General features: G+C 65.3%; 9 protein-coding genes. 5 read left to right on the top strand and 4 right to left on the bottom strand.

Going from position 1 to position 12,897, the window contains the following annotated elements:
• Positions 1–202: 202 nt before the first annotated feature.
• The 3 genes from ACX80O_RS06590 to ACX80O_RS06580 all read right to left on the bottom strand — a co-directional run bounded on the left by ACX80O_RS06590 (position 203) and on the right by ACX80O_RS06580 (position 2,551).
• Entirely contained in the window at positions 203–1,246 is a 1,044-nt protein-coding gene (locus ACX80O_RS06590; RefSeq protein ID WP_459332981.1) for a DUF4192 domain-containing protein, read from the bottom strand.
• Positions 1,132–1,449 carry a DUF4192 family protein gene (locus ACX80O_RS06585; RefSeq protein ID WP_459332935.1) on the bottom strand — a complete coding sequence of 106 codons (318 nt, stop codon included), beginning with the start codon at positions 1,447–1,449 and terminating at the stop codon, positions 1,132–1,134. Before ACX80O_RS06585 ends, ACX80O_RS06590 begins: the two co-directional genes overlap by 115 nt.
• Before the next feature lie 109 nt (positions 1,450–1,558).
• On the bottom strand, positions 1,559–2,551 hold the full coding sequence (locus ACX80O_RS06580) for a proteasome assembly chaperone family protein (RefSeq protein WP_459332934.1): 993 nt from the start codon (positions 2,549–2,551) through the stop codon (positions 1,559–1,561).
• Positions 2,552–2,728: 177 nt separating this feature from the next.
• On the opposite strand from ACX80O_RS06580, the gene ACX80O_RS06575 reads away from it, so the two are divergent.
• The 4 genes from ACX80O_RS06575 to ACX80O_RS06560 all read left to right on the top strand — a co-directional run bounded on the left by ACX80O_RS06575 (position 2,729) and on the right by ACX80O_RS06560 (position 8,266).
• Positions 2,729–4,267, top strand: coding sequence for a leucyl aminopeptidase (locus tag ACX80O_RS06575; protein ID WP_459332933.1), 1,539 nt, complete (start codon positions 2,729–2,731; stop codon positions 4,265–4,267).
• Positions 4,268–4,456: 189 nt separating this feature from the next.
• Positions 4,457–5,839 carry a dihydrolipoyl dehydrogenase gene (gene lpdA, locus ACX80O_RS06570; protein WP_459332932.1) on the top strand — a complete coding sequence of 461 codons (1,383 nt, stop codon included), beginning with the start codon at positions 4,457–4,459 and terminating at the stop codon, positions 5,837–5,839.
• A 159-nt stretch (positions 5,840–5,998) separates the two neighbouring features.
• A complete protein-coding gene (gene sucB, locus ACX80O_RS06565; protein WP_459332931.1) occupies positions 5,999–7,786 on the top strand; it encodes a 2-oxoglutarate dehydrogenase, E2 component, dihydrolipoamide succinyltransferase in 1,788 nt (595 codons plus the stop codon).
• Positions 7,787–7,834: 48 nt separating this feature from the next.
• Positions 7,835–8,266 (top strand): OsmC family protein, encoded by a 432-nt coding sequence (locus ACX80O_RS06560; RefSeq protein ID WP_459332930.1) that lies wholly within the window; start codon positions 7,835–7,837, stop codon positions 8,264–8,266.
• Positions 8,267–8,353: 87 nt separating this feature from the next.
• Here ACX80O_RS06560 and ACX80O_RS06555 read toward each other — a convergent pair whose 3' ends face one another.
• Positions 8,354–11,872, bottom strand: coding sequence for a S41 family peptidase (locus ACX80O_RS06555; protein WP_459308436.1), 3,519 nt, complete (start codon positions 11,870–11,872; stop codon positions 8,354–8,356).
• A gap of 118 nt (positions 11,873–11,990) precedes the next feature.
• On the opposite strand from ACX80O_RS06555, the gene ACX80O_RS06550 reads away from it, so the two are divergent.
• Positions 11,991–12,890, top strand: coding sequence for a TIGR01777 family oxidoreductase (locus ACX80O_RS06550; protein ID WP_459332929.1), 900 nt, complete (start codon positions 11,991–11,993; stop codon positions 12,888–12,890).
• Positions 12,891–12,897: the final 7 nt, after the last annotated feature.

Below are 12,897 nucleotides of genomic sequence, written 5' to 3'. Positions count from 1 at the left end.
TGGCTAAACGGGGCTTTCCTCACTGAAGAGGAACAGTCCCACTCCCTGCACTATTCCCACACCATCCCGTAAAGGTTGGTTGGTTGACATTGCAGAACACCACTTGACACACGAACCCGACCGGGTCTCGATTCCCATTGTCGCACGATTCATGGGCTTCTATAAATCACCTGCCCCCCTGGATCTACCGCTTCGCTGCTGCTCACGCGGCGTGCGGTGCGCCATTACGCCAAGCCAGTTCCTTGTCCCGGGTCCACTCCGCGAGCATGCCGCGGGCCACCACCTGTTCAAGCAGCCCGGCCAGGGAGTAGCCGGGCATTTCTTTCAATGCCTCCTGCAGATAGACGTGGGCCCTGGACCCCCGCCCCCGGGCCCACTCAATCCAGCCGAGCATAGTGAGTAGGGCAACCCGCGGTTCACCCGTCGCCACAGCCGACAGCCGGCTGAACAGATGATGCGCCACGTCAACCCGATCCCACAGCAGCTGACCCCGGTGCTGACCGATCAACACGTCGCAGAACTCGCGCGTGTACCGCCGGCCTGCGGCGCCTCGGGTCGTGGGCATCCCATCGCCGGGCTCGAGGTCCAGCAACGCCCAGGCAACCGGAGGCAGATCAGGAGCACCCCCGCCCGGACGCTGCACTCCATTTCCTGCTGCACCGCTCACTGCGGTTTCCCTGCCGAGCGCTGCCAAAACCAGCACTGCGTCGCGGAGCGAACGGGAAACGAGCGAAGCCAGGAGGTGAGCGGTAATGTCGTGATCGTCGAGCGGCGCTGGGTCAGCTGGGGACGCCAGTAGAACATCCCATAAGGCAAGGGTTGCAGCGAATTGAGGTGCAGTTGTCCAGCGCCGACCCAGTCGATCCTGCTGGTTCTGACACCGGCGGGCAATCTCACTCGGGTCAGCCCACGGTTGCGGGGTGTCGCCTTGCACCGCAGCGCTCAGTGACCGGGCAACACTGCTGCCGCGAAAGACCAACTCGGTGTTCAGGGGGCTGTCGGTCACGCTGTCCAACGGGTGACCCGGCCACGGGCAGCAACCCTGGTCGTTACAAAAATAGTCGCGCCAAATGGTGTCGGAGACCAGCCACCCGTCACGCAATTGCAGTCCCGACGCGTGCAAAGATCTTTTCAGGCAGCGCACCAGCTCCTGCCGGGGTGGGCCCGAGGGCAGAACCCACGAATCGGTCGTGTAGAGGACCAGCAAGGCGCCGTCCGCCGAGGTGGCGAAGCGAGGATGGAACAGACCCCTGCGGCATAGTCGCCCGGGTCGACGTCCTCATCCGGTAGGTCAACCCGTAGCGTTGCGCCGACCCGCTTCCCGCACATGGTCAGCAAAACCAGGCTTTCGGCTGGCTGGAACCCCAGAGTGTGAAGGACATAGCTGAGAATGTCCGCCGCCGAGGTCACCTGAAAGGGCTGTTCAGGGGGTGTGGTGATGGAAGTCATACATCGAGCATGGCCGCCGCACAACTCGTCCAACGTAGTAGCCAGGGCTATGTGTGCAACCACCCCGAATCAACTGCTGTGGAGGACGGGTCGAGACCGGAGGCATTCCCTACCGTCCGGTGTTCCCGCCACCATCCGGGTCAGCGGCATCGCCGGCCCTGCGATCCTCTTCCAACAGCTGCACCGACTCGTCGGCGGCCTGGGGGCTCGCGAGATATGCCTCCACTGCTGCACCAATCTCGTCAGCGTCAGCCAGCTCGCTGTTGTCTTTGACCAATAGAGAGCGCCGCTCAGCCGACCCTGCGCGCTCATCGAAGCGCTCCTCCAGGGTGGAGACTACCCCCCTGACTTCGGCAGAGCCGTCAACCTGGCGGGCAATCTGCCGCTCCACGTCCCGGCCCGCCTCACGCAACCGGTCAGTCGGAAGGACGAGGGACGCCGATGCGCCCAGGTACTCCAGCGCGGTGACAGCCGCCGGGGGGTACTCGGCCTCGGCAAGGTAGTGAGGAACATGAACCACATAGCCGACGACGTCGTGTCCCGATTCGATCAGGCGCAACTCAAGGAGGTGGCCCACCGAAGCCTGAAGTTCAGCGGTCGGGCGCCAGGTGTTCATGCCTTCGATCAGGTCCGACCGGTTACCGTGGACGGTGACCCCGAGCGGTCTCGTATGCGGCACCGGCATGGGAATCGAATTGATCCAGGACACCAGCGGCACCTGGAGGCGGTCAATGAGGCCCGTCACGGCGCTGATAAACCGCTCCCATTGCAGGTCAGGCTCGAAGCCGGCCAGCAGGAGAAAAGGCACGCCCATCCCGTCATGCACCCGGTGCAATTCGAGCCGCGGCGGGTGGTAATCGGCGAGGTGATCCTCGGCGAAGGTGATCCTCGGCCGCCGGCTGCGGTAGTCGATCAACTGGTCGGCGTCGAACACCGCCACCAGCTCGTGGTCCAGGGTGGTGAGCATTTCCTCGATTACCTGGGACACCACGTGTCCGGCATCGACAAACCCGGTGAACCCGGCAAGAAGAGGGAGCCCCCGCAGTTGCTGATCGTCGATCAGGTCAATGTTTGCGTTGAATAGAGTCTCTGGATTGAGCATCTCCCCTCCTAACAGGTTCGTGGCTTTTAGTGGATACCTAGTCCAACGCCAGGGGGGCACACATTCATTCCGCCCGGCCATAGGTTCCCCAACAGACTACGATCGATACTGGATCGGCGCGTCATTGAGCGCCCAACCACCAATCTGTCCAGCACATGGAAGTGAGGAACATACCCAGTGAATAAAGCCAGCGAAGTCAAGCTGACAGCTGTCACCAAGGACTCCAGGAAGACCGCCGGCGACGCCCTGGTGATCGGCGTCGGCCAACAATCCGGCGGGCCCGTCCTGCTCGACTCGCCGCTCTCGGCGAAGGACTCGGCGGCACTCGCCGACTCCCTGCCCATGCTCGGAATCACCGGAAGCGCTGACGAAGTGCGCCGGCTGCCGGGCCTGGAGGGCACCACAGCCGACATTCTCGTACTGACCGGCGTTGGCCGGCTTCCCACAGACGGAACCCTCACCGAGGAGACGCTTCGCCGGGCCGCAGGCGCCGCTATCCGCCAGCTCATGGGTCTCGACTCAGTAACGATCGCGTTGCCCGCGGCCACGGTGGCTGCCGCCGCGGCAGTTGCCGAAGGTGCAGTGATGGGGGCTTACTCCTACTCCGAGCACCGGTCGGTCCGCGCCGCGTCAGACGGCGTGCCAGCAAAGCAGCCCGTCAACAGCGTCACCATCGTGACCCCGGCCGCGCAGGACCGCCAACTGAAAACAGCGCTGCGCCGTGCCAGCATCCTGGGCCAGGGAGTCAATGTCACCCGGACGCTGGTCAACCAACCACCGAGCCACCTCTACCCGGAGTCCTTCGCGCAGGCCGCCAAGGATCTCGCCAAAGGGCTGCCTGTCAAGGTCACCGTGCTCGATGAAGCGCGGCTGGAAAAGGACGGGTACGGCGGAATCCTGGGCGTCGGCAAGGGCTCGTCCCGCCCGCCGCGTCTGGTCAAGGTTGAATACTCCCCCGGCTCGGCCAAGAAGAGCCTCGCCCTGGTCGGTAAGGGGATTACCTTCGATTCCGGCGGACTATCGCTGAAGCCCGCTGCGGGAATGCAGACCATGAAGCTCGACATGGCCGGAGCCGCCGTCGTTCTGAACACTGTCCTCGCCATCGCCGAACTGGGCCTGCCCATCAAGGTGACCGGCTGGCTGTGCCTCGCGGAGAACATGCCGTCCGGAACCGCCCAGCGCCCCTCGGATGTCATGACCACCTACGGCGGCCGCACCGTCGAAGTGCTCAACACCGACGCCGAAGGCCGACTGGTCATGGCCGATGCACTGGCCGCAGCCAGCGAAGAAGCACCGGACGCGCTCATCGATATCGCGACGCTCACCGGTGCCCAAATGATTGCCCTCGGGCGCCGGGTGTCGGGGGTCATGGGCGACGACGACGTCGTCGACGCCGTCAAGGGCGCCGCTGACCGCTCGGGCGAACTGTTCTGGCCGATGCCTCTCCCCGAGGAGCTGCGCCCCAGCCTCGACTCGCAGGTCGCTGACATCGCCAACATCGGCGAAAAGTTCGGCGGCATGATGACTGCAGCCGTCTTCCTCCGCGAGTTCGTGGGCGAAGTAAACGGTCGCAAAATTCCCTGGGCCCACCTGGACATCGCCGGACCGGCGTTCAACGAAGGTGCCGCCCACGGCTACACGCCGAAGGAGGCCACCGGCGTCGGTGTCCGCACCCTGCTGGCCTACGCCGAGGATCTGGCTGTCACAGTTAGGTAAGCCTACTGGGCAGTCTTACCTCAATGAACGGGGTGAGACTGCCCACATCCGGGGATGGATCGTCTCACACCGAGTGGATGCTGGCCGGATCTGCGGCTAGGGTGAATCCTGATCACACCAAGCATTCCGCCAAAATCATCAACCGACGGGCGCATCAGCCCGTCACAGATTACGCGAGGGAGCGTTCAAGTGGCCGATACGGCAACTGCGCAAGAATTCGACATCCTGATCCTGGGCGGGGGCAGCGGTGGCTATGCCGCTGCACTCCGAGCCGTCCAGCTGGGATTCACAGTGGGACTCATCGAGAAGGGCAAGCTCGGAGGCACCTGCCTGCACAACGGGTGTATTCCCACCAAAGCCCTGCTGCACTCGGCCGAGGTCGCTGACACTGCACGCTCCGCCGGGAAGTACGGGATCAACGCGACCTTCGAGTCGATCGACATGCCCGCCGTCAACGCCTACAAAGACGGAATCATCGCCGGAAAGTACAAGGGGCTGCAGGGCCTGATCAAGTCCAAAGGCATCACCGTGATCGAGGGTGCTGGCAAGCTCACCTCCACCAACACCGTTGATGTCGATGGCACGTCCTACACCGGCAAGAACATCATCCTGGCGACCGGCTCCTACTCTCGGACCCTCCCCGGGCTGGAAATCGGCGGCAAAGTCATCACCTCGGACCACGCGCTGAAAATGGACACCCTCCCCAAGAAGGCCATTGTGCTGGGCGGCGGTGTGATCGGCTGCGAATTCGCCTCGGTCTGGAAGTCCTTCGGCGTCGACGTCACCATCATCGAAGGCCTCCCCTCGCTCGTTCCCAACGAGGACGCCACCATCATCAAGGCGTTCGAGCGTGCCTTCAAGAAGCGTGGCATCAACTTCACCACCGGCACCTTCTTTGAGAAGGTCGAGCAGAACGACGACGGCGTCGTCGTCACCCTCGTCGATGGCAAAACCTTTGAAGCTGATCTGTTGCTCGTCGCCGTCGGCCGTGGGCCTGTCACCGACGGACTCGGATACGAAGAGGCCGGCGTCACCATCGATCGCGGCTTCGTCATCACCGACGAGCGTCTGCACACCGGCGTCGGGAACGTCTACGCCGTCGGTGACATCGTTCCTGGCCTCCAGCTTGCGCACCGCGGGTTCCAGCAGGGCATTTTCGTTGCCGAGGAAATTGCCGGCCTGAAGCCGGTCATCGTCGAGGACGTCAACATCCCCAAGGTCACCTACAGCGAACCGGAAATCGCTTCGGTCGGTCTCACCGAGAAGGCCGCCAGGGAGAAGCTGGGTGACGACAAGGTCCTCACCCAGGAGTACAACCTCGCCGGAAACGGCAAGACCTCCATCCTGGGGTCGGGCGGCCTCGTCAAGCTCGTCAGTGAGAAGGACGGCCCGGTGATCGGTGTCCACATGATCGGCACCCGCATGGGCGAGCAGATCGGTGAAGCGCAACTGATCGTGAACTGGGAGGCCTACCCGGAAGACGTCGCACAGCTGGTTCACGCCCACCCCACCCAGAACGAAGCACTGGGCGAAGCCCACCTCGCTCTGGCGGGCAAGGCACTGCACGGATAGTCCGGCACGCCCCACCGCTCCCCGGAGCAGCTACACATCGTGCACTAAGCTCGCTTCTAAGCGTTCCACCAGCATTACTCGCAACCTCGGCCTCACGGTGCCGGATCCCAGGGATTCGGCACCGTGAGGCAAGAACTAATTAGGAGAAACGGGGACACTATGTCTGAATCCGTCAACTTACCCGCCCTCGGCGAAAGCGTTACCGAAGGCACCGTCACGCGCTGGCTGAAAGCGGTTGGCGACCGCGTGGAGGTTGACGAGCCCCTGCTCGAGGTGTCCACCGACAAAGTCGACACGGAAATCCCCTCGCCAATCGCCGGGGTCATCGAAGAAATCCTGGTTGCCGAGGACGAGACCGCAGAAGTAGGGGCGCCGCTTGTGCGCATCGGTGACGGCTCCGGCGGCTCCGGCGGCTCAGACTCGTCAGGGGACGCCTCCGACGAGAAGGCAGCAGAGACCGAGGAACCGGCCGCTGAAGAACCCTCCGCCGAGGCTGAGCCCGAGGAGAAGGCGCCCGAGCCCGCCACGGACGAGTCCTCTGACGAATCGGCGGGCGGCGACAGCACCGAGGTCACGCTTCCCGCCCTGGGCGAGAGCGTCACCGAAGGCACCGTTACCCGCTGGTTGAAGGCCGTCGGCGATGACGTCGAGGTGGACGAGGCGCTGCTGGAGGTGTCCACCGACAAGGTTGATACCGAGATCCCCTCCCCGGTTGCCGGGAAGTTGCTGGAGATCCTCGTGGCCGAGGACGAGACCGCCGAGGTTGGCGCCGTTCTGGCAGTCATCGGATCCGGCGGCTCGGCTCCGGCAAAGGCTGAAGGCGGCGCGGAGCCAGTAGCCGCTGCTCCATCAGAGGAACGCGAAGAGCCGGTCGCCAAGCCGGCCAACACCGATGAGCCCCCGGCGAAGGACGAAACGCCGGCTCCCAAGGAAGAAGCCAAGCCCGCCACCCCAAAGGCTGAGGAGAAACCAGCCGAGCAGAAGCCAGCCGAGGACAAGTCAGGCGGCTCAGACGCGGCCTATGTCACTCCCCTGGTCCGTCGTCTCGCGAAAGACCAGGGCGTCGATCTGCACTCAGTCAAGGGCACCGGCGTTGGTGGGCGGATCCGCAAGCAGGATGTTCTCGAAGCCGCCGAGGCTGCGAAGAAGACGGCCGAGCCAGCTCCAGCACCCGCAGCGTCCGCAGCACCGCCAGCACCGGCAGAGCCATCCGCTGAGGCAGCCAAGCTTCGCGGAACTGTCGAGAAGGCCCCACGTATCCGGCAGACCATCGCCCGTCGCATGCGCGAGTCACTGGAAATCTCAGCCCAGCTGACCCAGGTCATCGAAGTGGACATGAGCAAGGTGGCTCGCCTGCGCACCTCCACCAAGGACAACTTCCAGGCCCAGAACGGCGCCAAGCTCACGTTCCTGCCCTTCATTTCCAAGGCAGTGACCGAGGCGCTCAAGCAGCACCCCAAGCTGAACGCCTCGTTCGATGAGGAGGCCAAGGAAATCACCTACCACGACGCCGAGCACCTTGCGATCGCTGTAGACACCGAAAAAGGCCTCCTGGTTCCGGTGATCAGCGACGCCGGGAATCTGAACCTGGCTGGTCTGGCCAAGAAAATCGCCGACGTCGGATCCCGGACCCGCAGCGGCAAGATCGGACCGGACGAGCTGTCCGGCGGTACCTTTACCATCACGAACATCGGCTCGGTAGGCGCCTTGTTCGACACCCCGATCATCAACCAGCCCCAAGTCGGCATCCTGGGCACCGGTGCTATTGTGAAGCGCCCTGTCGTGGTGACCGCCAACGGTGAAGACACCATTGCGATCCGCTCGATGATGTACCTCAGCCTGAGCTACGACCACCGTCTGGTGGACGGCGCCGACGCCGGCCGCTTCCTGCAGTCGCTGAAGGCGCGCCTCGAAGCCGGAGCGTTCGAATCGGATCTCGGTCTGTAACCAACACCAACGCCGAGGTCAGCAATCACCCACAAAGGAGAATCAGTTATGGCTACAGTTCGTAATGCCCACACCATCTGGAGCGGCAACCTACAGTCCGGAACCGGACAGGTCAGTCTCGACTCGTCCGGCCTGGGTACCTATGACGTCACCTGGAAAGCCCGCTCGGAAGAGGCAGGAGGCAAGACCAGCCCTGAAGAGCTGATCGCCGCCGCCCACTCCTCCTGCTTCTCCATGGCATTCAGCCTGGCGCTCAGCGAGGAAGGCAAGACCGCCGACCGGATCGAGACCAAAGCCGAGGTCGATTTCGTGCCTGGTGAAGGAATCACCGCCATCCGGCTGATCCTCAAAGCTGTGATTCCTGGCATCGAGGAAGCCGACTTCCAGCGCATCGCCGAGTCCGCCAAGGTCGGCTGCCCTGTCTCCCAGGCGCTGGCCGGCGTCAAGAGCATCTCTCTTGAGGCAACCCTGCAGGCGTAACGCTCGGAAGCACGAAAAAGGCGGCCATTCGGTTCTCACCGAATGGCCGCCTTTGTCGTGTGGAACGCATTGACCTGCCCTGTGGCTCTAGGCCCTGGCGGGTCGTGCAGGCAGGGGGCCCGGATTGAGCCGGGGGTGATTCGCGCGCTCCGGTGGCACATCGGTGGGCAGCTCGGCGATCATTTCGCGCAGGATAGCGACGCCCTGTTCGAGCTGGGGGTCCTCCCCTGCGGCGTAGGCGTGCGGCGGGAACGGTACCTCAATGTCAGGATCCACCCCATAGTTCTCCACACCCCATTCGACGCCGCCCGTCATCCAGAACGCGTACCGCGGCTGGGTTACCGCCGTACCGTCGGCGAGCGAGAACCTGCCGTCGATCCCGATGACGCCGCCCCAGGTGCGCGTCCCAATGACCGGGCCGATCCCCCTGAGTTTGGCGACCTGGGTGATGATGTCGCCGTCGGATCCGGCGAACTCGTCGGTCAGGATGACCACTGGTCCGCGGGGAGCGTGGGCCGGGTAGGTGCCGGGCTGCTCACCGCGGGGAAAGGACCAGGCGGTGACTTTCCGGCCGATGAGCTCCGCGACGAGCTGCGAGGTGTGGCCGCCGCGGTTGCGGCGGACATCGACGACGAGCCCGTCGCGGGCGGTTTCCCGGTCCAGATCGCGGTGCAGCTGGGCCCAGCCGCGCGCCACCATGTCCGGCACGTGCAGGTACCCGAAGGTCCCCCCTGACGCTTGATGAACGATCGCCCGGTTGGCGTTGACCCAGTTCTGGTACCGCAGGCGTTCCTCGCTGCGCAGCGGCACCACGGCGACCCGCCTGACCGACGATCCGCCGTCATCCGTGTCATCCCCGGCCGGCCGGACCACCGTCAGTTCGACGGTCTTCCCGGCGGCACCGGTGAGCAGGACCGCCGGACCGTGAGCCAACGGCACCGGCACCCCGTCCACAGCGGCAATGATGTCGCCAACGGCTACCGCCACGCCCGGCGCGGTCAGCGGGGAGACTGCCTGCGGGTCCGAGGACTCACCGGCGAAGATCCGCTTCACTACCCAGCCGTCGGCCGATGGGGCCAGCTCCGCACCCAGGAAACCCTGGGCACCGGTCCCCGGTTCGCCGAAGAGCATGGGCGTCACATACGCGTGGGAGGTCCCCAGCTCCCCCTGCACCTCCCAGAGCACATCCACCAGGTCATCGTGCGACCCGAGCCGCTCCACCAGGGGCCGGTACCGGTCGCGGATGGCCGGCCAGTCGAGGCCGCCCATGTCTTCGGCCCAGAAAAAGTCGCGCTGCAGCCGCCAGGTTTCGTCAAAGGCCTGCCGCCACACGCTGACTGGGTCAAGCAGCACGCGGATCCGACCCAGATCAACCTCAACGAAGTCCGGTGATTCCTTGTCCACCTTGCCCCTGGTGGGCACGGCTGTCACCTTTCCAGCGTGGATCAAGACTGCTTTCGCTCCGTCGCCGCTCACCTCAAAGCTGTCCACCTCCGCCACCAGCGTCTCCGTGTCACGCTTGGCGAGGTCAAAGCGTTCCAGCCTCTTCGCCGGGTCCTTGGCTGTGGTCGTGGCCCGACCGTCGCCGGTCACGCCGACACGGTCCATTGCTGTCCACAGCAGCGCGCCGTCGACGGCGCGCAGTCCTTCGTATCCGCCCTGCGGCACGGGAACGGCGATGATCCGTTCGGCGAGACGGTCCGGGTCGACGACGACTGGCTGGTTGGTCTCGTCAGCGTCCGCGGAGGACGTGGAGGTCGTGGAGGGCGAGGCCGAGCCGGCCGGGTGTACTGACGGACCGAACGGCGACGGTGTGTCAGCGGCAAGGGCCACCAGGTACGGCTTGGTGGAGACAGGGAAACTGAGGTCAAAACGGTGGGTGTCATAGACCGGATCGAAGCTTCGGTCCGACAGAAACGCCAGGAAGCGGCCATCCCGGGTGAACACCGGTGAATGGTCGCGGAACCGTCCGTCAGTCACATCGAGGACCTCGGCGCCGGACTCTGCCTGGGCCATCCGGACGCGGGTCCGCGCACCCTCACCCGTCACCGGTTCTGCCCAGGTCAGCCACCGGGAATCCGGTGAGAAGGCTAAATCGTCGACCGCACCGTGGTGGGTGGAGGCAAGGGTGAACAGTGCGCCGGTGGCCACCTCCAGTACCAGGATCTCTCCCTTCTCGCCAGCGACTGCCACGCGCGTCCCGTCTGGGCTGGTGGTGAGGTTGCTGGTCCTGAAGGGTCCGTCGAACGCCCAGCGGGAGACTCCGGCGCCGACCGCGCTGTCCTGGGCCACCACGATGTCTTCGGCTGGCGCGCTTTGCCGCTCACCCTCACGGGATGAGTCCGGGCCGGAACCCAGGTGGGCGTCGGGGACCGGCTGGGCCGGGTCGTCGGGCGTACTGACCGCGGGAACGGGCGCCGGCAGGACGGGCTCCCCATGGATTGGCGAGCCCGGACCGCGGGCCGCCGCCCGGACGCCACCGGGCTGGCTCCCCCCGACCGGGCCGGGGTGGACACGCGGCTCAAAGACGTTGCTGATGAACAGTGCCTCCTCTCCATCACGGTCGGCGATGTAAGCCACGCGGTCAACGCCGAGAGGCCGCCCGAGCCGGGCGCGGACTCCAGCGGTGGCCTCCACCACCCTCGACGGTCCATCCCGGTGGGTCAGCCAGTGCAGGGTGCCATGGCTCTCCACGACGCTGGCTACACCGGACGCTACCGGGGTGACCGCGGTGAGGTGCCTGACCACATTCAGGGGCTGGGGACGGCGTCCGGTCGAAGCTGACCCGAGTGAGATGTCCACCTTGACCGGCTCGGCGTCGTGCGAGGTCATGAGCCAAAGGGATCCGGCGGATTCGTACACGATTCGGGTGCCATCAGAGGTGGCGTGCCGTACGTAGAAGTCCTCGTGGTCGGTGTGGCGCTGCAGGTCCCCGCCCTGTGGCGTCACCGAGTACAGATTTCCGTAACCTTCGTGGTCGGACAGGAAGGCGAGACGGTTGTTGATCCACATGGGGTCGGCAAGGTTACCGTCGAGCTCTGGGAGGAAACGGGTGAAGTCCCCCGACCCGTCGGCGTCCATCCACAGCTTCCCGGCCGTGCCGCCCCGGTATCGCTTCCACCAGGCGGGCTCGCGGGTGAGCACGCTGGAGATGACGAGGGGCCGCTCGTCGCCGACCGCCGGGCCGTGCACGATCGCATCGAGCGGGCCGTAGGGGAAAGCCGTCTGGGCTGAGCCATCCAGCGGAACCCGGTAGCCCCAGGCGTGGCGGGGGTCCTCATGCCGGAAGGCGCTGGTGGCTATCACCTCGCCGTCGGCGGTAAATCCGCGGACCTTGGTGCTTTGGTGCCCCCAGTAGGTCAGGCGGCGGAAGTTCCCGCCCTCGGTGTCGGCAGCCACCACTTCCGGCGCACCTGCCTGGGTGACGGCCCAGGCGATGGTCGACCCATCAGGTGAGAACCGGGGGCCACGTGCAGGCAACTGCATGGCCGAGATCCGCCACGCGCGTCCCCCGGATACTGGCGCAACCCAGACATCGTTTTCGGCTACGAAAGTGAGCAGGTCACCGTGGACATGCGGAAAGCGTAAGTAGTGTGAGGAACCCATCAGTCGATCATAGCCACAGACCCACCCGGCGGCGGCGCAGGGCAGCCGCGGCCAAACGTTGCAGCGCCACGGGAGTAAGTTGTTCCCATCCGGCCCGTCCGAGTGGTGGGATAGGGGTATGAGAATTCTGATCTCCGGTGCCTCCGGAACCATTGGCAAGGCCTTCGTCAAGCAGTTCAACCCGGGCACGCATCAGGTGAAGCGACTGGTCCGCCGCACGCCGTCGGGACCTGATGAGATCCAGTGGGACCCGACAAGCGGTCGGCTGGATCCGGCGATCATGGACGCCACCGACGCGGTCGTCAACCTGTCGGGGGCAGGAATTGCCGGGGCGCCCTGGACCCGCGGATACAAGGAGACCCTCTACTCATCCCGGCTGACGGCGACCCGGACACTGGTGGACAGCATGCGCCGTGCGGCAGCACCGCCGGCAACGTTCCTGAGCCAGTCAGCGTCAGGGTTTTACGGGGACCGCGGATCAGAGGTGTTGCCGGAGAGCGCTGAATCCGGTGAGCTCCTCCTCTCCGATATTTGCCGGCGGTGGGAAGCTGAGGCGCTCCGCGCTCCGTCGTCGGTGCGCACGGTCCTAATGCGCACCGGCGTGGTGATGTCCGCCAGCGGCGGCGCGCTGCCCAAACTGTTGCTGCCACTGAAGTTCTTCGTTGGCGGGCCCCTGGGTTCCGGTGACCAATGGTGGCCATGGGTGACCCTTGATGACCAGGTCCGCGCGATGGCTTTCCTGCTCGACGCCGAGGTCAGTGGCCCAGTCAATATCTCCTCCCCCTCCCCCGCCACGGTGACGGATCTGACGGTGGCCCTCGGCGCGGCGCTCAATCGCCCCACCCGGTTCAGGGTGCCCGAGTGGGTGTTGACCACTGTTCTGGGACAGCTGGCCCGCGAACTGTTGCTGCCCAGCGCCCGGCTCGACCCCACGGTGCTCAAGCGGGCCGGGTTCGAGTTCCGTCACGAGTCCCTCGACGACCTGGCTAGATGGGTGGGCGAATCCCGGGACACCTAGCACCCGG

The sequence above is a fragment of the Arthrobacter glycogeni genome (assembly GCF_054511155.1).
The sequence above is the reverse complement of the archived record's forward strand: the minus strand, read 5'-3'. Positions and strand labels throughout refer to the sequence as shown.